Origin of the sequence: Rhizobium sp. GCM10022189 (assembly GCF_042656325.1) — a bacterium.
GTDB lineage: Bacteria > Pseudomonadota > Alphaproteobacteria > Rhizobiales > Rhizobiaceae > Rhizobium.
Genome location: NZ_JBHSOR010000049.1, coordinates 70,021 through 91,546, shown reverse-complemented (window position 1 = coordinate 91,546; position 21,526 = coordinate 70,021). Strand labels below are relative to the sequence as shown.

General features: G+C 64.6%; 22 protein-coding genes. 12 read left to right on the top strand and 10 right to left on the bottom strand.

Going from position 1 to position 21,526, the window contains the following annotated elements; translation table 11 throughout:
• Positions 1-15: 15 nt before the first annotated feature.
• Positions 16-2,124: a S9 family peptidase gene (locus ACFPWW_RS21500; RefSeq protein ID WP_112756581.1), complete on the bottom strand. Its 2,109-nt coding sequence runs from the start codon at positions 2,122-2,124 to the stop codon at positions 16-18.
• 232 nt (positions 2,125-2,356) lie between these two features.
• Here ACFPWW_RS21500 and ACFPWW_RS21495 point away from each other — a divergent pair, with 232 nt between their 5' ends.
• Entirely contained in the window at positions 2,357-2,749 is a 393-nt protein-coding gene (locus tag ACFPWW_RS21495) for a DUF930 domain-containing protein (protein ID WP_112568593.1), read from the top strand.
• 150 nt (positions 2,750-2,899) lie between these two features.
• On the top strand, positions 2,900-3,685 hold the full coding sequence (locus ACFPWW_RS21490) for a polysaccharide deacetylase family protein (protein ID WP_112756579.1): 786 nt from the start codon (positions 2,900-2,902) through the stop codon (positions 3,683-3,685).
• A gap of 37 nt (positions 3,686-3,722) precedes the next feature.
• On the opposite strand, the gene ACFPWW_RS21485 is transcribed toward ACFPWW_RS21490, so the two are convergent.
• The 3 genes from ACFPWW_RS21485 to ACFPWW_RS21475 form a co-directional block, all read right to left on the bottom strand.
• A complete protein-coding gene (locus ACFPWW_RS21485; protein WP_112756577.1) occupies positions 3,723-4,889 on the bottom strand; it encodes an AI-2E family transporter in 1,167 nt (388 codons plus the stop codon).
• Positions 4,890-4,969: 80 nt separating this feature from the next.
• A complete protein-coding gene (locus tag ACFPWW_RS21480) occupies positions 4,970-5,374 on the bottom strand; it encodes a DUF1398 family protein (RefSeq protein ID WP_112756575.1) in 405 nt (134 codons plus the stop codon).
• A 41-nt stretch (positions 5,375-5,415) separates the two neighbouring features.
• On the bottom strand, positions 5,416-5,874 hold the full coding sequence (locus ACFPWW_RS21475) for a MarR family winged helix-turn-helix transcriptional regulator (protein ID WP_377313169.1): 459 nt from the start codon (positions 5,872-5,874) through the stop codon (positions 5,416-5,418).
• Between the two features lie 142 nt (positions 5,875-6,016).
• Between ACFPWW_RS21475 and ACFPWW_RS21470 the strand changes: the two genes are divergently transcribed.
• Positions 6,017-6,277: a LysR family transcriptional regulator gene (locus ACFPWW_RS21470; RefSeq protein WP_112568601.1), complete on the top strand. Its 261-nt coding sequence runs from the start codon at positions 6,017-6,019 to the stop codon at positions 6,275-6,277.
• On the opposite strand, the gene ACFPWW_RS21465 is transcribed toward ACFPWW_RS21470, so the two are convergent.
• Positions 6,249-7,151, bottom strand: coding sequence for a LysR family transcriptional regulator (locus ACFPWW_RS21465; RefSeq protein WP_112756573.1), 903 nt, complete (start codon positions 7,149-7,151; stop codon positions 6,249-6,251). The genes ACFPWW_RS21470 and ACFPWW_RS21465 overlap by 29 nt on opposite strands.
• A gap of 96 nt (positions 7,152-7,247) precedes the next feature.
• Between ACFPWW_RS21465 and ACFPWW_RS21460 the strand changes: the two genes are divergently transcribed.
• Complete coding sequence (locus ACFPWW_RS21460) at positions 7,248-8,321, top strand: aldo/keto reductase (RefSeq protein WP_112756571.1); 1,074 nt, start codon at positions 7,248-7,250, stop codon at positions 8,319-8,321.
• A gap of 43 nt (positions 8,322-8,364) precedes the next feature.
• Here ACFPWW_RS21460 and ACFPWW_RS21455 read toward each other — a convergent pair whose 3' ends face one another.
• On the bottom strand, positions 8,365-11,184 hold the full coding sequence (locus ACFPWW_RS21455) for a phospholipase D-like domain-containing protein (RefSeq protein ID WP_377313168.1): 2,820 nt from the start codon (positions 11,182-11,184) through the stop codon (positions 8,365-8,367).
• Between the two features lie 246 nt (positions 11,185-11,430).
• On the bottom strand, positions 11,431-12,411 hold the full coding sequence (locus ACFPWW_RS21450) for a VOC family protein (RefSeq protein WP_377313167.1): 981 nt from the start codon (positions 12,409-12,411) through the stop codon (positions 11,431-11,433).
• Between the two features lie 198 nt (positions 12,412-12,609).
• Here ACFPWW_RS21450 and ACFPWW_RS21445 point away from each other — a divergent pair, with 198 nt between their 5' ends.
• From ACFPWW_RS21445 to ACFPWW_RS21425, 5 genes are all read left to right on the top strand, one after another.
• Positions 12,610-13,020, top strand: coding sequence for a universal stress protein (locus ACFPWW_RS21445; RefSeq protein ID WP_112568610.1), 411 nt, complete (start codon positions 12,610-12,612; stop codon positions 13,018-13,020).
• Positions 13,021-13,031: 11 nt separating this feature from the next.
• The gene (locus ACFPWW_RS21440) at positions 13,032-13,352 is read left to right on the top strand and encodes a TraR/DksA family transcriptional regulator (protein ID WP_112568612.1); all 321 of its coding nucleotides are present in this window, start codon (positions 13,032-13,034) and stop codon (positions 13,350-13,352) included.
• Positions 13,353-13,472: 120 nt separating this feature from the next.
• Positions 13,473-14,141 (top strand): PAQR family membrane homeostasis protein TrhA, encoded by a 669-nt coding sequence (gene trhA / locus ACFPWW_RS21435; protein WP_112568614.1) that lies wholly within the window; start codon positions 13,473-13,475, stop codon positions 14,139-14,141.
• A gap of 99 nt (positions 14,142-14,240) precedes the next feature.
• Positions 14,241-14,750 (top strand): GNAT family N-acetyltransferase, encoded by a 510-nt coding sequence (locus ACFPWW_RS21430; RefSeq protein WP_112568616.1) that lies wholly within the window; start codon positions 14,241-14,243, stop codon positions 14,748-14,750.
• A gap of 105 nt (positions 14,751-14,855) precedes the next feature.
• Entirely contained in the window at positions 14,856-15,554 is a 699-nt protein-coding gene (locus tag ACFPWW_RS21425; RefSeq protein ID WP_112568618.1) for a pentapeptide repeat-containing protein, read from the top strand.
• 1 nt (position 15,555) lies between these two features.
• Here ACFPWW_RS21425 and ACFPWW_RS21420 read toward each other — a convergent pair whose 3' ends face one another.
• Both ACFPWW_RS21420 and ACFPWW_RS21415 read right to left on the bottom strand, forming a co-directional pair.
• On the bottom strand, positions 15,556-16,302 hold the full coding sequence (locus ACFPWW_RS21420) for a class I SAM-dependent methyltransferase (protein ID WP_377313166.1): 747 nt from the start codon (positions 16,300-16,302) through the stop codon (positions 15,556-15,558).
• A 4-nt stretch (positions 16,303-16,306) separates the two neighbouring features.
• Positions 16,307-16,837 carry a GNAT family N-acetyltransferase gene (locus ACFPWW_RS21415; protein WP_113413667.1) on the bottom strand — a complete coding sequence of 177 codons (531 nt, stop codon included), beginning with the start codon at positions 16,835-16,837 and terminating at the stop codon, positions 16,307-16,309.
• A 76-nt stretch (positions 16,838-16,913) separates the two neighbouring features.
• Here ACFPWW_RS21415 and ACFPWW_RS21410 point away from each other — a divergent pair, with 76 nt between their 5' ends.
• Positions 16,914-17,981, top strand: coding sequence for an NAD(P)/FAD-dependent oxidoreductase (locus ACFPWW_RS21410; protein WP_377313165.1), 1,068 nt, complete (start codon positions 16,914-16,916; stop codon positions 17,979-17,981).
• A 45-nt stretch (positions 17,982-18,026) separates the two neighbouring features.
• On the opposite strand, the gene msrB is transcribed toward ACFPWW_RS21410, so the two are convergent.
• Positions 18,027-18,440: a peptide-methionine (R)-S-oxide reductase MsrB gene (gene msrB, locus ACFPWW_RS21405; protein WP_112705446.1), complete on the bottom strand. Its 414-nt coding sequence runs from the start codon at positions 18,438-18,440 to the stop codon at positions 18,027-18,029.
• Positions 18,441-18,655: 215 nt separating this feature from the next.
• On the opposite strand from msrB, the gene ACFPWW_RS21400 reads away from it, so the two are divergent.
• Both ACFPWW_RS21400 and ACFPWW_RS21395 read left to right on the top strand, forming a co-directional pair.
• A complete protein-coding gene (locus ACFPWW_RS21400) occupies positions 18,656-18,859 on the top strand; it encodes a hypothetical protein (RefSeq protein ID WP_113500533.1) in 204 nt (67 codons plus the stop codon).
• A 122-nt stretch (positions 18,860-18,981) separates the two neighbouring features.
• Positions 18,982-21,339 (top strand): putative monovalent cation/H+ antiporter subunit A, encoded by a 2,358-nt coding sequence (locus tag ACFPWW_RS21395; protein ID WP_377313164.1) that lies wholly within the window; start codon positions 18,982-18,984, stop codon positions 21,337-21,339.
• Positions 21,340-21,526: the final 187 nt, after the last annotated feature.

Sequence of the window (21,526 nt, the reverse complement as noted above, 5' to 3'; positions counted from 1 at the left end):
GGCCGCATCCGGACCTTACATCTTGCCCGCCACCTTGATCGCGAAGGTATATTCGAAGGCGATTTCCTCCAGCCGCTGGAAGCGCCCGGAGGCGCCGCCGTGGCCGGCATCCATGTTGGTCTTGAGCAGGATCGGCGCCGTGCCCGTCGTCTTCTCTCGCAGCCTTGCGACCCATTTGGCCGGCTCCCAATAGGTGACGCGCGGGTCCGTCAGGCCGCCGAGCGCCAGGATCGGCGGATAGGCCTTGGCGCTGACATTGTCATAGGGCGAATAGGCGGCGATCTGCTCGTATTCCTCGCGGCTCTCGATCGGGTTGCCCCATTCCGGCCATTCCGGCGGCGTGAGCGGCAGCGTGTCGTCGAGCATGGTGTTCAGGACGTCGACGAAGGGAACGGCGGCAATCAGGCCGGCGAATTTCTCCGGCGCCATGTTGGCGACAGCACCCATCAGCATGCCGCCGGCCGATCCGCCCTCGGCGATGATGCCGGCGTAAGAGGTGAACCTCTCCTGATTCAGATAGTCAGCCGCGGCGATGAAGTCCTTGAACGTATTGGTCTTCTTGTCCATCTTGCCGTTTTCGTACCAGGCAAAGCCGCGGTCCTTGCCGCCGCGGATATGGGCGATGGCATAGACGAAGCCGCGGTCGACGAGCGACAGGCAGTTGGTGTTGAAGCCGGCCGGAATGGTGATGCCGTAGGCGCCGTAGCCATAGAGCAGGCAGGGGGCCGAACCGTCGAGCGGCGTATCCTTGCGATAGAGCAGGGTGACGGGCACTTTCTCGCCGTCCCAGGCGGGCGCGAAGACGCGGCGGGTGACGTAGTCGTCGGGATTGTGGCCCGACGGCACTTCCTGCGTCTTGAGCAGCGTGCGCTCGCGCGTGACCATGTTGTAGTCGTAGAGCTGCGAGGGCGTCGTCATCGATGAATAGGAAAAGCGGATGACGTCGGTGTCGTATTCGGCCGCCCCCGAAAGGCCGAGCGAATAGGCTTCCTCGTCGAAGGCGATCGCATGTTCCTCGCCGCTGCGCCGGTCGCGGATCATGATCTGCGGCAACCCGTCCTTGCGCTCCAGCCACAGAAGATGGCGCGCATAGGCCATGTGGCTGATGATGAGCGTGCCCGGCTTGTGGGGCACGACCTCGCGCCAGTTTTCCTTGCCCGGTCTGTCAACCGGCGCTTCCATGATCTTGAAATCCTTGGCGCCGCCGTCGTTGGTGAGGATGTAGAAGACGTCGCCGCCTTCCGTCAGTGAATATTCGATGCCTTCCTCGCGCGCGGCGACCAGCTTCGGCTCCGCCGTCAGGTCCCTGGTCGAAAGCAGCCGGTATTCGCTGGTCTCGTGGTCGTGGATGTCGATATAGATGAAGTCGTCGAGCAGCGAGCCGCCGACGCCCATGAAGAAGCCGGCATCCTCTTCCTCGTAGACCAGCCGGTCCTCGCTCTGCGGCGTACCGAGAATATGGTGGAAAACCCTCGAGGGGCGGTGGTTCTCGTCGAGCGCCGAATAGAAGAAGCTCTTGCCGTCGGGCGCCCAGACCCCGCCGCCGCCGGTATTCTCGATCACGTCGGACAGATCCTCGCCGGTTGCAAGATCGCGAACCCTCAGCGTGAAGAATTCCGAGCCCTTGTCGTCATAGCCCCAGATGCCGCGGCTGTGGTCGCTCGAATGGTCGAGGCCGGCGAGACGGAAATAGGCCTTGCCGGCGGCTTCCTTGTCGCCGTCGAGCAGGACGGTGCGGATCGCCTCGTCCTTGACGTTGCCCTCGCGCGGGATGCGGAAATAGCGCGGCTGCTCGCCGCCGGTGACAAAGGACGTGCCGTAGGCATAGGCGCCGTCCTTCATCGGCACGGAACTGTCGTCTTCCTTGATGCGCCCGCGCATCTCGGCAAACAGCGCCTTCTGCAGCGGCTTGGTGTCTTCCATCGCTGCGTTCATGTAGCCGTTTTCGGCTTCCAGATGGGCGCGGATATCCGGGTCGAGAATGGAGGGGTCCTTGAACATGGCCTGCCAGTTGTCGGCCCGCAGCCAGGCATAGTCGTCGGTCCGCGTAATGCCGTGGCGCGTGTCGGAAACCGGTCTTTTTTCAGCGGCGGGCGGGGCAGGCAGGTTCTTGAAAGCGGTCAAGGAAGGCTCCGTATATGGCGGTATCGCTCGGCAAGAGATAGAGGTGCGGCCGGTCCGGATCAAGCGTCGGGCGGTGAACCGTCTTGAGACAAAATGGCCGCCGCGTTGCCTTGATGTCACCACATTGTTTAAGAATGTCCGCTAGCGTCGCGCGAAAACTACACCCGCGCCAGGCCCCGGCAGGCAGCCGGCGGCAGTATGAAGAATGCATAGCAGTAAAGGTTTCTCCGTCATGCCGAAACGTCTGGTCCTGTTTATGTCGCTCATCGGCCTTGCCGCCACTTCTTCCTATGCCGTGGATCCCGCCATCAAGAAGCAGCTCGAAAAGCTGGACCCTGCCACCCGCCTCGAACAGAGCTGCGATACCGAGGCCATGAGCCGTATCAACAAGGACGGCACTGGCTTCCGGCCGGACAAGGTCATCGCCTACACGTTCAAGGACCCGATCCCGAGCGACGACCGCCTGGAAGCCCCCGGCGCCGTTTTCCGCAGCAAGGGCGACTGGTACCACCTGTCCTATACCTGCATCACCGGCCCGCAGCACATCAACGTGCGCGACCTGAAATACAAGATCGGCGAGAAGGTTCCGAAGGACAAGTGGACCAAATATTATCTCTACGACTGAGCCTCCAGCACCTGCCGTCCTCTGGACTGGCACGGGAATGCGGGCGGATTGAGGCCGCGCCCGCGCCTTCGCGGGCGGCATCAGGCCACATGGCCCGCCTTCATGCTTTGCTTTAAGAAGCGGCAAAACAGCAACCGAATCTGATTCTTCATGAAGCGCTTTCTTCTTGGCTCTGCACTGCTGCTGGCCGCCGCCTCGTCGGCATTCGCCGCGGAAATCCCGCCTGCCGCACCTGCCGCCCGTGCGCCGGTCGCCGCCGGACCGAAGCTCGTCGAGCCGCATCTGCACATCGCCCGCTCGAATGTCGCGGGTCATGCCCGCATCGCGCTGACCTTCGACGCCTGCATGGGCGAGGCCGACGAGCGCATTCTCTCGACGCTGGTCAACGAGCGCATTCCCGCCACCGTCTTCGTCACCGCCCGCTGGCTGAAGCGCAATCCGAAAGCGCTTGCCGTCTTCCTGCAGAATCCCGATCTCTTCGAACTGGAAAATCACGGCGAGAAGCACATTCCGGCAATCGACAAGCCGGTGCTCGTCTATGGCATCCCCTCGGCCGGTTCGCCCGATGCCGTCAGGCAGGAAGTGGAAGGTGGGGCGGCCGCCATGGTCGCTTCGGGCATTCCCGCGCCCCGCTGGTTCCGCGGCTCGACCGCCAAATACGACCTTTCCGCCATCGGCCAGATCCGCGCCATGGGCTATCGCATCGCCGGCTATTCCGTAAACGGCGACGGCGGCTCGCTGCTGGGCGCCGCAGTCACCGAAAAGCGCATTGCCGCCGCCAGGGATGGCGACGTGGTCATCTCCCACATCAACCAGCCGACCCATGCGGCGGGCGAGGGTGTGGCAAGGGCGCTCGTCGATCTCAAGGCCAAGGGCACCGAATTCGTGCGCCTGCAGGATGTCGCCGATACCGGCGACGACAGGACGACGGAATAGGGCCGGGCTTCTCCCGGCTCGTTGCCGCCCGCTATCCTCACTTCGGCAGCTGCGGCTGCGGTCTTTCCTCGATCAGCAGTTCGTCGATGATCGTCATGACCATCAGCGAGAGCGGCAGCGCCAGCATGGCGCCGACCGCCCCCCACATCCATGTCCAGAAGATGATCGCCAGGAAGACGACGAAGGGGTTGATCTCCAGCCGCCGGCCCATCACCGCGGGGAAGATCAGGTTTTCCATCACCAGATGCACGGTGAAGAAGGCCGCGGCCGGGATCAGGCCGATGACGATGCCGTCATGCGCCATGATGCCGGCCACGGCCACGGCAAGGGTCATCAGCGTAATGCCGAGATAGGGAACGAAGCTCGAAAGGAAGGCGAAAAAGCCCCAGAGCACCGGCGTCGGCAGCCCGCCGACATAGGCGATGACGGTCATCACCACGCCGAGCGCCATGTAGATCAGCGAGGCCGTGGCGAAATAGAAGCCGAGCGCCTGTTCCACGGCATTGATGACGCGGATCGCCGCCAGCCGCTGCGAACGCTCGCGGAAGGTCATGATGATCGTCTTGCGCAGGCTGACCCGGCTTGCCAGAAACAGCAGCAGCGCGGCAAAAAAGATCAGCCCCTGAACCAGCGCCGGCGTCAGGTTCGTCGTCACCACATGCAGCACGTTGCCGGTATTTTCGAGCAGCGCGTCGATCGACATCGGGCCGCTCTGGAAGGTCGCGGGCGTGATGTGCAGCCATTCGATCCGTTCCAGATAAGGCATGAGGCGCTGCGTCGTGCGGTCGATGAAGCCGGGCGCCTCGTTGGCCAGCATCGTCAGCGGGCCGGCGAGCGAATTGATGAGCATGAAGATGATGAAGGCGACGCTGGTGGACAGCAGTGCCGCATTGGCAAGCCGGGGCACGCCCATCTTTGAAAGCTTCTCTGCCGCCATGCCGAGGATCATGCCGACGACCACGGCAAGCGTGATCGGGATCAGGATCAGCGACATCAGGTAGACGGCGGCAAGGCCGAGAATGCCGAAGATGCCGATGATCGCCCAGGCCATGGTGATATCCAGCCCGTCCTTCTCGACGCGGCGCACGGGAGCCGGCGGAAGCTCCTCCGCCGCCGCCTGAAAGGTGCGTGCCCATGAACTCATGGGGCGTTCGTCGAGACGGAACCTGTCGGCCTGTTTTCTGATGCCATTGGCGATGCTCATGTGCGGTTTGTCCCCGAAGCCCCATTGCTTCGCCAATCAACGCGCAAGGGTTGCCACCGGTTCCAGAGCGGGCGGACGGGCTACCGGTCCGGGAAATGCTCCACATGCGTCTGCCCGGTACGGCCGAAATAAACCGCGCGCCGGCCGGGCAGGGAGACGAGATAACCCATACAGCCGGCGGCCATGACCCTCCCGCAGAAACCCTTGTAGCTATAGTCGGCCGCGGCTGCCTGCGCCCATTGCACGGCCGCGCCGACCGCGGCGGCATCGAAGGTTTCGGCAACCGGCGGCCTTGCCGCGCCGGTGGCGATCTCAAGCGTTTCACCCGCAGGCAGGTAATAGACCTTCACCCCTCGTCTGAGGTCGGCGAAATAGCTTTCGATGCCGGCCTCCGAAAGGAGGCCCAATATCTGCGGAAAGCTCATGCGGTCCTCTTCGGACGCCCTGGTGCAATCTTCGGCAATAACTCTCTGCTGCGCGTTCATCGGCGCTCTCCCTTTCGGTTTTTAAGTCGGGTGTGGACGGCCTATTCGACCGGTATCGTGCGTATGTCCTGCCGCTTGGCGACAGCCTTCAGCATGTCTTCCATCGCCTTTCTTTCCGCAGGCGTCAGGTGGCCGAAATAAGCGGCATCGTTGGCATCGGCGAGGGCTGCCAGTTCTGGCACCAGCAGCCGGCCTTCGCCGGTCAGCCGCAGCGTCTGCGCCCGCCCGTCGGCGGGGCTTGCGTCGCGCGCGATGAGCGCCTTGGCGATCAGCCGTTCGGCAAGCTTGCTGATGGCGCCGCGCGTCATGCCCAGTCGGTCGGCAAGCAGGCTCGGGGCGAGCGTTTCGACATCGTAGAGTTCGCGCATGACGACCCATTCGGCGACGGTCACGGCCTTCGCCTCCAGCCTTTTTGCGAATGCCAGCGACACCTGGTTCGAAACCATCCGCAGCCAGTAGCCGAGATGCGTGGTCAGCGCCGGGACGGGCGGATGCGTCATGACGGGCTCCATTTTGTTGACTAGGAAACTACAATGATGTTGTTTCCTAGTCAACTATATTTCTCGGCGGCGCGGAACGAAAAGCTTGAATTCACAGTCGTTATATTTCTAGAAATATAACGATAAAGAGGATGCCCCAGCCATGCAGATCAGACACCTTTCCTTCTTCGTCACCCTTGCGGAAGAAAAGCACTTCGCCCGCGCGGCCGAAGCCTGCAACGTCGCCCAGCCGACCCTTTCGGCGGCGATCCGCCGGCTGGAGGAAGACCTCAACACCACGCTCATCCTTCGCGGCCGGCGTTACCTCGGGCTGACGCCCGATGGCGAAAAGGCGCTCGAATGGGGCCGGCAGATCCTGTCGGACTATCAGAAGCTCAGGAGCGAGATCGCCGGCGCCCGATGAAATCCACGAAGGCGCGCAGCGGCGGCGGCATCTGGCGCCGGCTTGGATAATAGAGGTGGAAGCCGGGGAAGGGCGGCGTCCAGTCGTCGAGCATCCTCACCAGTCGGCCGGCGGCGAGATGATCCGTCACATGCTCTTCGAAGAGATAGCCGATGCCGACGCCATCAAGCGCGGCGCGCAGCATCAGGTCGTTGTCGGTGGTGCTGAGCGGCCCCGAGACCGCCACTTCCAGCTTCTCGTCGCCGCGCTCGAATTCCCAGTGGTAGAGGCTGCCGTCCGTCGGCCAGCGGGAGGCGACGCAGGCATGGTCGCGCAGCTCCCGCGGCGTTTCCGGCATGCCGCGGCGCGCGACATAGTCCGGCGAGGCGACGACGACGAGCCGCATCTCGTCGCCGAGTTTCACGCTCACCATGTCCTTCTCCACCATCTCGCCCAGCCGGATGCCGGCATCGAAACGTTCGGCCACGATATCGGAGAGCTTGTCGTCCACGATAATGTCGAGGGCGATGTCGGGATAGGCCGCGTGAAAGGGCGCGACCAGCGGCGCAAGCCTGTGGACGATCGCCACGCGCGGCGCGTTGATGCGCAGCAGCCCGGCCGGCCTGTCGCGCAGCGCCGCAACGTCGGCCACCGCCTGGTCGAGATCGGCCAGCGCCGGCAGGAGCCGCGCCAGCAGCCGCCGGCCCGCCTCGCTGGGTGCGACGCTGCGCGTCGTGCGGTTGAGCAGCCGGATGCCCATCCGCTCCTCGAGCGTGCGGATCGTCTGGCTGAGCGCCGAAGGCGACATGCCGAGCCGCGCGGCCGCGCGGGCAAAATTGCCCTGTTCGGCAACCGCCGCGAAAGCCTTCAGTTCCGCATAGTCGCTGCCGCGCATTATGCGCTCTTTTCTAAAGAAGCCATGTCGATAATGTAGCATTGTTGTCAGTATCGGCAAGGCGCATCTTCCCTCTGCAACAAGAGGAGATTTCCCATGAGCGCTGCATTGTCTCTTAACCGCTACCGCCTGCTCGGCCGTTCCGGCCTGCGCGTCTCGCCGCTTTCGCTTGGCGCCATGACCTTCGGCACCGACTGGGGCTGGGGTGCGGACGAACAGGAATCGCGCCGCATGTTCGACGCCTATGTCGATCGCGGCGGCAATTTCATCGATACCGCCAACCAATATACGGGCGGCACGTCCGAAACCCTCGTCGGCCGCTTTGCCGAAGGCCGCCGCGACGAACTCGTCATCGCCACCAAATACACGATCACCTCACGCCCGAAGGACCCGAATTCCGGCGGCAACCACCGCCGCAGCATGGTCCGCTCGGTGGAAGACAGCCTGAAGCGGCTGAACACGGATTACATCGACCTCTTCTACCTGCACGCCTGGGACTTCACGACCTCGGCCGAGGAGGTCATGCGCGGGCTGGACGATCTCGTCCGTGCCGGCAAGATCGTCTATGCCGGCATTTCCGATACGCCCGCCTGGCAGGTTTCGCGCATGCAGACGCTTGCCGACCTGCGCGGCTGGGCGCCGCTCGTGGCGCTGCAGATCGAATACAGCCTGATCGAGCGCACGGTGGAGCGCGACCTGATCCCGATGGCGCAGGAACTCGGCCTCGGCGTCATCCCCTGGTCGCCGCTCGGCATGGGCGTCCTGACCGGCAAATACAGCCGCGCCGATCTCGATATTGGCGCGGGCACGGCAAGTGCGGTCGGCACCCGCAAGAATGTCGCCGCCGGCAACGGCGCGCTGACGGAGCGCAATCTCGCCATTGCCGACGTGGTGAAGCAGGTCGCCGCCGAAACCGGCCGGACGCCGGCGCAGGTGGCGCTAGCCTGGACGCTGGCCAATCCGGCGGTCACGTCGCCGATCATGGGCGTCAAGACCATGGCCCAGCTCGAAGACAATCTCGGCGCGCTCGAAACCGTGCTGTCCGATGAACATCGCGCCCGCCTTGCCGAAGCGAGCGCCATCGTCCTCGGCTTCCCGCACGATTTCCTCGCCAAGCCGCTGACGCGCGGCGTCATGTTCGGCGAGGTGACGATCGAGCCCCGCCGCTGAACCGGGCAGGGCGCCGCGGCCGCGAATGACGATGGCGCCGGCTTTAGCGCCCGAGCGCCATCGAGAGCGGGACGGCGATGTAGCCGGAGGGCGGTGCCGTCTCTCCGCCGGCCGGTGCGAGCACCGGCGGCGGCAGGTTTTCGTCTATTCTCGCCGGGCCGATACGGTTCCAGTCGTAGAGGAAGATTTCCTCGTAGAATTTGGCGATTTCAGCATCGTAGAAGATCAGGCTCGCATCCCGGTTGAAGCCGGTGCCGGCCGTCGTCCAGTTGTGGCTGCCCATCAGCACCGCTTCGCTGTCGACGATGATGCCCTTGGTGTGGCAGTTCTTCTGCTTGCGGATCTTGTTTGTATCGAAGCCGTAATCCTTGGCGTTGCTGATGACGTCGCGGTCCTCGGAGCCGAAGCTGCGGAAGATGATGCGCACGTCGAGCCCGCTCGTCTGCTTTTCCAGCAGCGCGTCGAGCAGCCGGCGATATCCGTCGCCCACCGTCTTCGTATTGAAGCTCTGATTCTGGAAGTAGATCCGGCTCCTGGCAGACTGGATGAACGGCAATACCGTGTCGATATAGTTGTCGGGCGTCAGGATCGGCTGCACGTCGATCGTCCGTTCGCCGGTCAGCGGCTCGAAGTAACGCGGCTTTTGCGGCGCTTCCAGCGTGTCGACGGCGAGGTTGGCCGGCAGGAAGACCAGCTGTTCGGCCACCAGCCCGGCCTCCGTCACCGTCTTGGCCTCTTCGAGGTCGCGCAGGATATGGTCCTCGAAGAGCTTGCTGAGCCCGGCATCTTCGAGGATCGCATGCCATTCGCGATTGTAGAGCCTGAGCGCCGATGCCGCGTCGTCCTTGTTCGTCAAAGGCGCCACGTTCGGCTGGTTGGAACTCTGCCAGTTGCCGCTCGAAAGCCACATGGCACTGTGGTCGCGCACGGCGACCTTGATATGGTAGGCGGAATCGAAGATGCCGTTCCTGCCGACGCTCGCCGGCGCGAAATCGAACTTGCTGCCCTTCGCGTCGCGGATCTGCGCGACCGCCTCGGCATCCGTCAGGTCGCCCTCATGCACCTTGCCGCCCATCTGCAGCACCATGGCGATCGTCTCGGCCTGGCCCTTGACGGCGTTGAGCACGCCGTTGGCGACATTGGTCGCCCCGAAATCGTACATGGCGACGACCAGCGACCTGCGCGTCTTCGACAGGAAGGGGCCAAGCTGCGGCCAGCTTGCGTCAGGCCCGGTATGGATGACGAATTTGCCGTTGACCGGGCGCCGGGTCAGCGGCAGGTCGGGGCGCGGCTGGTAATTCGTATGCCAGCTCGGTTGCCCGGCCTCTTCGATACCGAGGCCGAACAGGTCCTCCGCCGAGGCGACGGTAATGTCGGTGCGCACGCCGTCGATATAGTCGGGCAGTTTCGTGCGCCCGCGCGCTTCGAGGGCGCCGAGTTCGAGCTTGCGGTTGACCGCGATCACCACGGCGCGCTGATCGGTGATCTCGCCTTTCTCGAAGCGATAGCCGGGCTTGATGGCAACGACGTCGTCACGGTTGGCAAGCAGCGACCGTGCGGTGCGCACCGCCGCCAGCACCTGCTCCCTGGTCGGCATGGCGATCGGCGAGGGCGGCGGCGCATTGCCGCCGGGACCGGCTGCGCTGACGGTGACGGACGGCCCCGAAGGGGAGCCGGCCGCTCCGCCTGCGAGCGGGGATTGCAGCGCGGCGCTATCCAGTTCGACGGTGATCTTCAGCGGCACAGTGAACGTCACCTTGCCGCCGCCGCCTGCGCCGCTTCCGCTTCCCTCGTTGGTGCTCATGATGATCTCCCCGTTCAATGGCGCAAGCAGTCCGCGGGCGCGCTGCAGGCAGCGCCGCAGGACGGCCGCCGGCACCGCGTCGTTCTCGATGAATTCGGTTCCGCTGTAGTGAAGCCCCATCACCCTGCCGGTGCCGATGTCGAGCAGCGGCGAGCCGGAATTGCCGCCGAGCGTGGAGCAGGAATGGGTGACGCGGTTCTCGTCGGCGGCCAGCAGGTTGCCGACCGCAAGCCGCTTCTTGGTGAAGACGCCGCCGAAGATCTTTTCGGCAAGCCGCTGGTCGGAAAAGCGCGAATCGCTGGCGGGATAGCCGATCGCCGCCACCGGCAGGTTGCGCACCGGCGCCTCCGAGGCAAGGTCGAGCTTGATGCGGCCGACCGGCGAGGATGCCTGCTGCAGCTTCAGGAAGGCAACGTCAGGCCCGCTTTCGGGCGCCACCCAGACGATGCGTTCGATCTTCACCTCGTCGCTGGCGGGGTTGCCGTATTCCTCCAGGAAATCGATGTTGACGCCGATTTCGTGGCGCGCGTCGAAGCCGATCTTGAACTTGAAGCCGGTGCCGCTGGCTTCCGCAAAAAGGTTGGCCACATGGCGGTTGGTGACGACCAGACCGTCGTCGATCACCCAGGCCGTCCCGGCATAGTCGCGGTCGGCATTGGTCACGTCGACACGGCCGATCGAAACCATGGTCCGGTTCAGGTTGGCGGCATTGTCGGTCAGGATGCGGCGCCAGGCCCTGGCTTCCTCGCGGGCGCTGTCGATGTCGATGGCATTGTTCCTGACGAGGAAGACCGGCGTGCCCACCGCAAAGACGATCGTTTCCAGGTCGCCGACGGGCGGCGGGCCGATATCGACCCCTTCCTCGACCGGCTGGTCCCGGTTCATCAAGGCGCGCATGCCGCCGTAGCGGACATTCATGGCGCGGCCGGCCTCGTCCAGCCAGCCGGGCTTCTGCGCGCTGCGCATCAGCGCATTGATATCGGCCTGCACATCCGGCGGGCTGGCGGCCGCGACCTGCTCGGCGACCTGCCGGACGCGCTGGGAATCCTCCACTGTCATTCTGCCTCCTCCGTCCGCTGGCGGACATTTCGTCGGTATACGATGGGATTGGCTGCGAAATCTATTGAGGGTTGTAATCCTGGACGATACGACCAGTTTATTACAGGCGCATGATGGCGTCGAGCCCGGCTCCTGCGGCCGTCCCGGACACGCAAGCCGGTGCTCAACCGGGCAGATGCGCAAAAGGGAAAGGACCGCCCGGCGGGATGCCGGAACGGTCCTTTCGATGCCTTGGGAGACAGTTCTTCAGACGGAGAGCGTGAGCCCGATGCCCCACGGGTCTTTCAGGAAGACCCCGCCGTCGCGCTTCTCGCTGGCGATCTCCAGTTCGTCGAGCCTGGCGACGGCCTTGTCGAGCGTCTGCCTGTCGTTGAAGCGGATCTTGTAGTCGGAAAGGCCGGTCATATGTTCGGCCCGCCTGCCGGCGCCGCGGCTGTTCCAGATATTGGCGCCGAGATGGTGGTGATATCCGCCGCTCGCAAAGAAGCTCGCGCCCGGATAGCGCGCCATCAGCTTGAGACCCAGCACGTCGCGGTAGAAGACGTCCGCCTGCGGGATATCGCCGACCTGCAGGTGGATGTGGCCGATCGCGGTGCCGTCGGCCATGCCGGTCCAGGCGTCGTCGGGCGCGCTGTTGTAGAGCGCCTGCAGGTCGAGCCGCAGCGTCGCCATTTCCACCATGCCGTCGGGGTGGAACTTCCAGCTGTCGTGCGGCCGGTCGGCATAGATTTCGATGCCGTTGCCTTCGGGATCGGAGAGATAGATCGCCTCGCTGACCAGATGGTCGGAGGCGCCGTCGAGCACGACATTGTTGTTGGCGGCATGGCGCAGCCAGCGCGCAAGCTCGGTGCGGTCCGGCATCAGGAAGGCGGTGTGGAAGAGGCCGGCGGCGTTGCGGGGAGCCTCGCGCGCGTTGCCATCCGTCGTCAGCGTCAGGAGCGGCAGGCCCGCGACACCCAGAACCTCGCCGCTCGCCGTCTTTTCGATGACCGAAAGGCCGAGCATCTTCTGATAGAAGCCGGAAACCGCTGCCAGGTCTTTGACCACCAGGTGCGACTGGTCGATATAGGCAGGGCGCGTCAGCGCATAGGACGTTTCGGTCGATGTCATCGGGGGATCTCCTGCCCTGGAACCGGCCATCGAACTGGCTCGGGAATTGAAAGGCGTACCGGCGGTGGCGGCAAATGTGCCGCCCGTAGCGAGCGCGAGGAATTGTCGCCGGTCCATTCGCCTCTAAGCTCCCCTCGGCCGCTGTACTTGCCTTCTATATGGCGCATTCGCATTGTTCACAGAAGACCCGTTTTTGAGGATGAAGCGTTCTGCGAGCGTTGACGATCGGGGGTTCCCCACTTGATATCAGTCAATGCGCTTTATCTATCTAGGGAGGATGTTGTCGGTGAAGAGCAACGCCTCAAGGAGGATCGCATGTACAGGAAGATCATCGTTCCCATCGAAATCGGCGGCATCGAGAAAGGCGAGAGGATTTTCCGCAAGGCGGCAAAGCTGCTCGACACCGGCGGCGAGATCATCCTCCTCAACGTCGTCGAGGACATTCCGACCTATGTCGCGATCGAACTGCCGGGAAACATCGTCGAGGACGCCATGAAGGAAGGCCGCGATCGCCTGAACGAGCTTGTCGCCAAGACCGGCATCCGGGCCACCGTCGAAGTCCGCAACGGCCCGCCCGCCAACGGCATCCTTGCCGCTGCCGAAAGCCACGGCGCCGACCTGATCATGATCGCCTCGCACATTCCCGATTTCTACAACTACTTCATCGGCGCCACCGCCGACCGCGTGGTGCGCCACGCCAAGTGCTCCGTGCTGGTGGATCGTTAGGGCAGGCAGCCATGGATATGAAACTTCAGGAAAAGATCCTGCGCGACCGATGGCACGAACTGACGGCGCGGCTGCGCAGGATCGATACGGATCTCAGCCGCACCAGGGCGGCCGATGACGAGGACCGCGCCATCGAAAACGAGAATGACGAAGTGCTGGAAGGTCTCGGCCAGGCCGGCGAGGACGAGCTGCGCGCCATCGACGCCGCCCTCGAACGCATTGCCAAAGGCACCTACGGCACCTGCGCCCGCTGCGGCGCCGAGATCTCCGAGGCTCGCCTTGCGGTGCTGCCGCACACGCCGCTCTGCGAGGATTGCGCGGCCGGCAAATAGGCGCGCCATCAAGAACGGGCAGCGCCTGTCACAAAGATTTAACCTGGTGCTGCCGGGCGTCCGGTTGCGCCCCGGCCGTTTCGGTGCGACGATCCCCTTACTCTGAGTAAGGGCGCGTGCATGGGCGAGTTCAACGGCATTCGCTGGGCCTACGACAGATACGAGCTGATCGCCGACGGTATCGTCCATGGCGTCGGCCTGTTCTTTGCCCTGATCGGCGTGACCGTGCTGATCTTCTACGCCACCCTCTGGAGCCCCGCCGGCGCGCTCGCTGCCGCCTGGGTCTACGGGGTCGGGTTGGTGCTGACGCTCGCCATTTCCTTTTCCTACAATATCTGGCCGGTTTCGCGCACCAAATGGTATCTGCGCCGGTTCGATCATTCGGCGATCTTCGTCCTGATCGCCGCCACCTACACGCCCTTCCTGGAGCGCGGCGCCGACGATCCGCTGCTGTTCTGGATGCTGATCCTCATCTGGGCGATCGCCGCCTTCGGCATCTTCGTCAAATGCGTCTTTCCGGGCCGGTACGACCGGCTGGCGATCCTGCTCTACCTCGCCATGGGCTGGAGCGGCGTGCTGGTGGCCGAACCCGTCGCCTCGCGCATTCCCTATGCGTCCATGCTGCTGATCGTCATCGGCGGCATCATCTATTCGCTGGGCGTCGTCTTCCATGTCTGGGAGCGGCTGCGCTTCCAGAACGCGATCTGGCACGGCTTCGTGGTGGCTGCCGCCGCCGTGCATTATTCGGCCGTGCTGACCTGCTTCAGCCTGCCGGTCGCAAGCTTCTGACATCGGGCCGATATCCGGCGTTTACATCGGCCCCGGCGCAGCGTATGCCCCGGCAGACGCGATCAATCGAACAAGACCATTGCCAGCCGGGCCTGCCACATGACCGATAGCCTTCTCATCCGGGACGCCGCCGAAGCCGATCTTCCTGCCATCAGGGATATCTATAACCACGCCGTCGAACATACGACGGCGATCTGGAACGAGACGCTCGTCGATCTCGACAACCGGCTGGAATGGTTCAGGGCGCGCAAGGGCAGGGGCTTTCCGGTCATCGTCGCCGAAATGGACGGCAAGGTCGCCGGCTACGCCTCCTATGGCGACTGGCGCGCCTTCGACGGCTACCGCCACACGGTCGAACATTCCGTTTACGTCGACAAGGATTGCCGCGGCGCCGGCATCGGCGAAAAGCTGATGCGCGCACTGATCGAGCGGGCAACGGCGGCCGGCATCCACGTCATGATCGCCGGCATCGAGGCCGAAAATACGGCCTCCATCAAGCTCCACGAAAAGCTCGGCTTCCGCATCGCCGGCACGTTTTCCGAGGTCGGCATCAAATTCGGCCGCTGGCTGGACCTGACCTGCATGGAACTGCGCCTGCCGAAAGCCTGAGCCCCGCCGCCTCCAGATTGATTGGCGGCAAGGACTAACCATATTTTTATCCTAGTCTGCGTCCTGTAGGAATCTGTGGTGACGCGACTCGCGGAGGAGAGGTTGATGTTTGGACGCTCGGTGCTCGGTCTTTCTGCTTTCCTGGCCGTCGCGGCCTGTTCGCTGCCGGCAATGGCCGCCAGCTGCGGCAGCACGGCATCGCCCGAACTCGACTGGCAGGAATGCAACAAGAAGAACCTGATGCTGCAGGGCAGCGACCTGCAGGGCGCCAACCTTGCCGGCACGGATTTTTCGCTGACCGATCTCGGCGGCGCCAACCTCAAATCCGCCAATGCGGAAAAGGCCACCCTGGTGCGCGCCTCGCTGGCCGGCGCCAGCGTCGAGGGCGCCAATTTCGGCAAGATCGAGGCCTACCGCTCCACCTTCGCCGGGGCCGTGGCCGACGGCGCGAGCTTTGTCGGCGCGGAGCTGCAGCGGGCCGATTTCACCGGCGCCCGGCTGACCGGGGCCAATTTCGAGAAGGCCGAGCTCGGCCGCGCCAATTTCGACAAGGCGGTCCTGACGGGCGTCAGCTTCGCGCTCGCCAATCTCTCGCGCGCCGATCTGACCGGCGCCAAATATGACGGCCCGATCACCTTCGACCGCGCCTTCATGTTCCTGACCCGTATCGAAGGCATGGACCTGTCCGCCGCCACCGGCCTGCAGCAGGCGCAGATCGACCTTGCCTGCGGCGATTCCTCCACCAAACTGCCGTCCGGCCTTTCCGTCCCTTCGAGCTGGCCTTGCCCGCAGGAGCAGGACTAGCTCAGGCGAGGCGGCCGACCGGTATGATCTCGCGTGCCTGTGCATGGAAGGGATTGCCTTCCCAGTCGCCGTACCAGGCCTCGACGGCCAGCCCGGCATCGCCGATCATGGCTGCCAGCTTGTCGCGCGGCGTATAGAGGATTTTCGAGCGACCGGCGAAGCGCTCCCCGGTCGAAACGACGCGGTAGCCGTTCTCGTAGGAAAGAATGCCGCTCGTCTCATCGTAATAGGACTCGTCCGAGGCCTCGATCAGGCCGAGTTCGGCATGTTCGAGCCGCCGCACGCTGCTGTGGCGCACGTCGCGCTCCCCACGGAAGCCGGGATTGCGCGTGTCGAACACGAACCGGCCGGTCGGGCTGAGATGGGCGGCGATTGTCGAAAACGCGGCGCGCTGGTCCTCTTCGGTCAGGAAGACCTGGAACGCATGGCCTGTCAGCACGACGAGATCGTATCTCCTGCCCAGGCGGACGGTGCGTGCATCACCCTCGATCCACTCGACCTTGTTGCCGCCCGGCCGCGCCCTGCCGATATCGAGCATCGCCGTGGCGGGATCGACGCCGGTCACGGCACGTGTTGCGGCCAGTGCTGCCGTCAACTCGCCGGTGCCGCAGCCGAGATCGAGCGTGGAACCGGCGCCTTCCGCAAGCTTCATGCAGAAATCGAAATCCGGTCCCCAGCGATTGGCCGTGTCGTAGAACCGTGCGAGCGCAGGATCGCGGTAAAGAGGATCGTCGGAAATGTTGCTCATCGCCTCAAGTCTTCTCGCTGATGTAGAGATAGCGTTCCACCGTCGCGCCGGCGGCGTTCCGCTTGCTGAACGCTTCCCGCCGCTGGTGCACGCGCCCGGCGACCTTCTGCGAGGGAAGGTTTTCCGGGCTGACGATACTGACGAGCCGCGACAGGCCGATGACCGAGAAGGCATGGTCGCGGCAGGCAAGGGCGGCCTCGGTGGCGTAGCCCTTGCCCCAATGGTCCCGCCAGAGATGGTAGCCGAGTTCCGGCTCCATCCCGCGCGATGTCTCCTGCAGCGTGATCCCGCAGTCGCCGAGCAGGTCGCCGCTCTCGCGATCGATCACGGCCCAGAGGCCGAAGCCGTTTTTCGCGTAGCTTTCGAAGGCAAGCCGGTCGAAGAAATCGCGCGTGGCCGCGGCATCCTTCACGGACGGATAATAGCGCATGCACAGGGGATCGCCGAAGATGCGCCCGAGCGCCGGCAGGTCCGCAACGGTGATTTCGCGCAACACCAGCCGCTCGCTGCCCAGGATTTCCCGCATCACGGCCATTGTTTCATTCCCCTGTCACCGAGCGCGCCTAAGCCGCACCCGCTTTGTCAGTCCGCTTTATACGAGAGTTTCCGCCATGGCATCCGCAAAGATAAGCGTCGTCATTGTCGGTGCCGGCATTGTCGGCGCCGCGCTTGCCTTGCATTTCGCCCGCCGCGGCGCAGCCGTCCATGTGGTGGACGAGGGCGCGCAGGCGGGCAGCGGCGTGACAGCGCGCGCCTTCGGCTGGGTGAACATCGTCAATGTCGTGCCGGGAGCGGCAAATTATGCCCTCGTGCGGGAGGCGCTCGCCGAATATGCCCGCCTGCAGGCCGATCTGCCCGGCGCCTTTGCCGCCGCACGTTCCGGCTCGCTGTTCTGGCTTGAAACCGTCGCCGGGACCGAAGCCTTCGCGGCAGCCCATCGCGGCGCGGGCGCCGATGTCGAGCTGGTCGATGCTGCAACGGTTGCCGCATGGGAGCCCGCGCTGCGCCAGCCTCCCGCTTGCGCGATCTTCTCGCCGCGCGATCTCGCGCTCGATCCGGCAAGGCTGGCGCGGGACCTGATCGACGCCGCCGGCGCAAGCGTCACCTTCGGCCGCAAGGTCGAAAGCCTCGTCCTTTCGGGCCGCCGGGTGCGGGGCGTGCGCCTGGCCGATGGCGCGATCGAGGCCGATCTCGTCATCCTGGCGGGCGGAACCTCCGTCGACCGGCTGTGCGAAAATCTCGGTTTCCGGACCGGCGTCGAAGCCTCGCCCTCGATCATCCTGCGCTACAGTTGCGCGGCGCCTGTCGTAACCCGCATCCTGCGCGGCCCCGGTCTCGAGATCCGCCAGTCGCCGGACAACAGGTTGCACGTCGCCAAATCCTATATCGACGATCGGCAGGAAAACGCGCCGGAACGGATGGGCCAGCGGATATTGGAGGTCATGCAGGAGCGCCTGATCTTGCCCGAAGGCGTGGCGCTGGCGGAGGCCGCCGCGGGTTATCGTCCCGTCTTTTCCGATGGCCTGCCGCGGCTGGGCTTCCTGCCCGATGTCGAGGGCGCCTATGTCGCCGTCGGTCATCCCGGCGTCATTCTGGCGCCGCTGCTCGGGCGGCTTGCCGCCGAACATGTGCTGGAGGGGCGCCGCCCGCCGCTCGTCCCGGCCGCCGGCCTGAAATGAAAAAGCGGACCCGGTGAGGTCCGCTTTTCCGTCATGGACAGGCCTTTATTTGCCGGGCTCGAAAACCATCGCATGGCCGTTGATGCAGTAGCGCAGGCCGGTCGGCGGCGGCCCGTCCGGGAAGACGTGGCCGAGATGGGCCTCGCAGCTGCCGCAGCGGATTTCCGTGCGCACCATGCCATAGGTCGTGTCGCGATGTTCGGTCACGGCATCGGCGGAGACCGGCTCGAAATAGCTCGGCCAGCCGCAGCCGGCGTCGAACTTCGTGTCGGAGCGGAAAAGCGGCGCATTGCAGCCGACGCAGCGGTAGAGGCCGGTCTCGAAGGAATCCCAGTAGGGACCGGTAAAGGCGCGTTCGGTGCCGTGCTGGCGGGTGATGCGATACTGCTCGGGGGTCAGCAGTTCCTTCCATTCGGCATCGGTCTTGTGAACTTTGGGTGTGGTCGTCGTTTCGGCCATGGAGTGCTCCTTTCGCCGATGGGGCAATCTCTTTTCGTGCGCAAATGTGGTGCCTTGGGCACGATTGATCAAGTCCGCAAGCGGGCCTCGCGCGCGGGCCTGCCGCCGCAAGGCCCAATTTGCCATCTACCCAATTTGGGGGAAGACGACGAATCACCCGTGCCTTATCGTTACTGTGCCATTAAGCTTAATAGTGTGTTTTTCGGGGACAACCGGTGTTCCACACTCTGATGATCGTTCTCTACGGCGCCGTCGCCGCGATCGCTTTCAGCGTGACCCTGCTGGAAGGCTGGGTCAGCCACGACCGCTGGACCGTCCACCGTATTGCCGGCCTGATCGCCTGCCTTTTCTGGCCTTTGCCGCTCCTGTTCTTCATCCTGCACGGTTCCGTTTCCCGCCTTGCGACGCGCCTGTCCTGAGCCCTGGGCGCGCATCGGGCTATCCCCTGCGCCCGAAATTGCTTGAGGCGCCCTGCCGTTTCGCCTAAGTCATGGAAACGGACTGTTTTTACCGGCTTTGAACCGGCAAACGGGGAGGGGGCATGGCCGATGTCACGGCTCTGACATTTCTGGCCTTGTGTCTGCCGCCGATCGGAGCTCTTGCCGCTCCCGTCGTCATCCGCGCCCTCGGCGCCGGCGGCGCCTGGATGCTGGCCGCCGCCCCCTTGCTCGCCTTCCTGCATTTCCTGCGCCTCGTGCCGGAAGTCGCCGCCGGCAAGGCCGTAACCGGCGGTTACGACTGGGTGCCGGCCCTGGGCGTGCGCTTTTCCTGGTTCCTCGACGGTCTCTCGCTCACCTTCGCTTTGCTCATTACCGGCATCGGCACGCTGATCGTGCTCTATGCCGGCGGATATCTGAAGGGCCATCCGGACCAGGGCCGGTTCTTCTCCTTCATCTTCCTCTTCACGGGCGCCATGCTCGGTGTCGTCGTGTCGGACAGCTTCCTGATGTTCTTCGTCTTCTGGGAGCTTACCTCCATCACCTCCTTCCTGCTGATCGGCTTCGACCATGAGCGGGAGGCGGCGCGCCGCGCCGCCCTGCAGGCGCTCGTCGTCACTGGCGGCGGCGGGCTGCTGCTGCTTGCCGGCCTGCTTATTCTCTGGGGCGTGACCGGCGCTGCGCAGCTCTCCGACCTGCTGCAGTTCGGCGATGTCGTCCGCGGCAGCCCGCTCTATCTCGCCACGCTGCTGCTGGTGCTCGGCGGCGCCTTCACCAAATCGGCGCAGTTTCCCTTCCATTTCTGGCTGCCGAACGCCATGGAGGCGCCGACCCCCGTTTCCGCCTACCTGCATTCCGCCACCATGGTGAAGGCCGGCGTCTACCTGCTGATGCGGCTGAACCCGGTCATGGGCGCGACACCCGCATGGGAAGTCCTGCTGCCCGTCTTCGGCGCCATGACGCTCGCCACAGGCTCGGTGCTGGCAATCCGCCAGACGGACCTGAAGCTGAAGCTCGCCTATACGACCGTCTCGTCCCTCGGCCTGCTGGTGCTGCTGACCGGCTTCGGCTCGGATTATGCCATCGAGGCGGCCGTGCTCTATCTGGTGGCGCATTCGCTGTTCAAGGGCGCGCTCTTCATGGTCGCCGGCATCATCGACCACGAAACCGGCACGCGCAACATCACGCGGCTGAGAGGCCTGCGAAGCGCCATGCCGCTGACCTTTGCGATCGCCATGGCCGCCGCCCTGTCCATGGCCGGCCTGCCGCCCTTCTTCGGTTTCCTCGCCAAGGAGGAAATCTACACCGCTCTTGCCGGCGGCGATCCCTATTCCGTCCTGGTGACGGCCGTCGCCGTCTTCGGCAATGCCCTGATGTTTGCGATCGCCTTTGCGGTGGGGCTGAGACCTTTCGCCGGCAGGCTGGTGGAAACGCCCAGACATCCGCATGAGGCGCCGGTCCTGCTCTGGCTCGGCCCGGCCGTGCTTGCGCTGGCCGGCCCGCTCGCCGCGCTCTTTTCCGGCATCACCCATGGCGTGGTTTCGGCGCCCATGGCCTCCGCCGTCGCCGGCACCCCCAGGGCGGTCTCCGTTTCGCTCGTCCCGCATATCGGCGTGCCGCTTGCCCTGTCGCTGCTGACGATCCTGCTCGGCATCGCCGTCTACTGGCAGCTAGACCGTATCAGGACCCTGGTCGCCTATCTCCTGCATTCCGTTCGTGGCCCGGATCGCGGTTTCGATCATTTCATTGCCGGGCTCGTCCGTTTCGCGCACCGCGTCATCGCCGTCGTCCAGCCGGGGCGGCTCGATGTCTACGTTGCCTGCACCTTCCTCTGCGTGGCGGCGATCCTGCTCGTGCCGCTCGTCTCTTATGCCGAACTGCCGGCCGGTTTCGCCTGGCCCGCGGACCTGCGCGCCCACGAAGCGGGCATCATGCTCATCGCCCTGTTCGGCCTCGTCGCCGTGCTGATCGCCCGCGACCGGCTGACGGCGATCGTCTCGCTCGGCATTCAGGGTTTTGCCGTCGCGCTGATCTTCCTGCTCTTCGGCGCCCCCGATCTCGCCTTCACCCAGTTCATGGTGGAAACGCTCGCCGTCGTCATTCTCGCGCTCGTCATGACGCGGCTGCGCCTGTCGCCGACCGATCCGCGCCACGGCGCCCGCCGCCTTTTCGATATCGCCCTTTCGCTCGCCTGCGGCCTCGGCTTCGCGCTGCTCCTGATGCGCGCCACCGAGGCCCCGTTCGATACGGCGCTCAGCGATTTCTTCAACGCCCATTCGAAGCTGATCGCCCACGGCGCCAATGTCGTCAACGTCATCATCGTCGATTTCCGCGGCACGGATACGCTCGGCGAAATCGCCGTCGTGGCGGTGACGGGGCTCGCCATCCTCGCGCTCATCCGCATCCGTGGGAACACGGAGCGCAAGCTTGCTGCGAACGATCCTGACGGGGAGGGGACATGAGGCGGGTTTTTTCAAAGCTCTTCGCTGCAAATGCGGCAGTTGTGTCAGCGCGCCGAGTCACCATCCTTCTCATCCCTGTCCCCGGAACAAGTCCGAGGACAGGGATGAGGAGAGGAGAGGCTAGGCGCGCAAGATCGGCGAGAACCTGCCTTCCGCTGTCCGTCGTGTCTGTTACACAGCGACGCGG

What these genes read in the sequence shown, in the direction of transcription:
- ACFPWW_RS21495 (WP_112568593.1), top strand. Translation starts at nt 2,357, where the DNA reads ATGCCGAAACGTCTGGTCCTGTTTATGTCGCTCATCGGCCTTGCCGCC.
- ACFPWW_RS21490 (WP_112756579.1), top strand. Translation starts at nt 2,900, where the DNA reads ATGAAGCGCTTTCTTCTTGGCTCTGCACTGCTGCTGGCCGCCGCCTCG.
- ACFPWW_RS21485 (WP_112756577.1), bottom strand. Translation starts at nt 4,889, where the DNA reads ATGAGCATCGCCAATGGCATCAGAAAACAGGCCGACAGGTTCCGTCTC.
- ACFPWW_RS21480 (WP_112756575.1), bottom strand. Translation starts at nt 5,374, where the DNA reads ATGAACGCGCAGCAGAGAGTTATTGCCGAAGATTGCACCAGGGCGTCC.
- ACFPWW_RS21475 (WP_377313169.1), bottom strand. Translation starts at nt 5,874, where the DNA reads ATGACGCATCCGCCCGTCCCGGCGCTGACCACGCATCTCGGCTACTGG.
- ACFPWW_RS21470 (WP_112568601.1), top strand. Translation starts at nt 6,017, where the DNA reads ATGCAGATCAGACACCTTTCCTTCTTCGTCACCCTTGCGGAAGAAAAG.
- ACFPWW_RS21465 (WP_112756573.1), bottom strand. Translation starts at nt 7,151, where the DNA reads ATGCGCGGCAGCGACTATGCGGAACTGAAGGCTTTCGCGGCGGTTGCC.
- ACFPWW_RS21460 (WP_112756571.1), top strand. Translation starts at nt 7,248, where the DNA reads ATGAGCGCTGCATTGTCTCTTAACCGCTACCGCCTGCTCGGCCGTTCC.
- ACFPWW_RS21455 (WP_377313168.1), bottom strand. Translation starts at nt 11,184, where the DNA reads ATGACAGTGGAGGATTCCCAGCGCGTCCGGCAGGTCGCCGAGCAGGTC.
- ACFPWW_RS21450 (WP_377313167.1), bottom strand. Translation starts at nt 12,411, where the DNA reads ATGGACCGGCGACAATTCCTCGCGCTCGCTACGGGCGGCACATTTGCC.
- ACFPWW_RS21445 (WP_112568610.1), top strand. Translation starts at nt 12,610, where the DNA reads ATGTACAGGAAGATCATCGTTCCCATCGAAATCGGCGGCATCGAGAAA.
- ACFPWW_RS21440 (WP_112568612.1), top strand. Translation starts at nt 13,032, where the DNA reads ATGGATATGAAACTTCAGGAAAAGATCCTGCGCGACCGATGGCACGAA.
- trhA (WP_112568614.1), top strand. Translation starts at nt 13,473, where the DNA reads ATGGGCGAGTTCAACGGCATTCGCTGGGCCTACGACAGATACGAGCTG.
- ACFPWW_RS21430 (WP_112568616.1), top strand. Translation starts at nt 14,241, where the DNA reads ATGACCGATAGCCTTCTCATCCGGGACGCCGCCGAAGCCGATCTTCCT.
- ACFPWW_RS21425 (WP_112568618.1), top strand. Translation starts at nt 14,856, where the DNA reads ATGTTTGGACGCTCGGTGCTCGGTCTTTCTGCTTTCCTGGCCGTCGCG.
- ACFPWW_RS21420 (WP_377313166.1), bottom strand. Translation starts at nt 16,302, where the DNA reads ATGAGCAACATTTCCGACGATCCTCTTTACCGCGATCCTGCGCTCGCA.
- ACFPWW_RS21415 (WP_113413667.1), bottom strand. Translation starts at nt 16,837, where the DNA reads ATGGCCGTGATGCGGGAAATCCTGGGCAGCGAGCGGCTGGTGTTGCGC.
- ACFPWW_RS21410 (WP_377313165.1), top strand. Translation starts at nt 16,914, where the DNA reads ATGGCATCCGCAAAGATAAGCGTCGTCATTGTCGGTGCCGGCATTGTC.
- msrB (WP_112705446.1), bottom strand. Translation starts at nt 18,440, where the DNA reads ATGGCCGAAACGACGACCACACCCAAAGTTCACAAGACCGATGCCGAA.
- ACFPWW_RS21395 (WP_377313164.1), top strand. Translation starts at nt 18,982, where the DNA reads ATGGCCGATGTCACGGCTCTGACATTTCTGGCCTTGTGTCTGCCGCCG.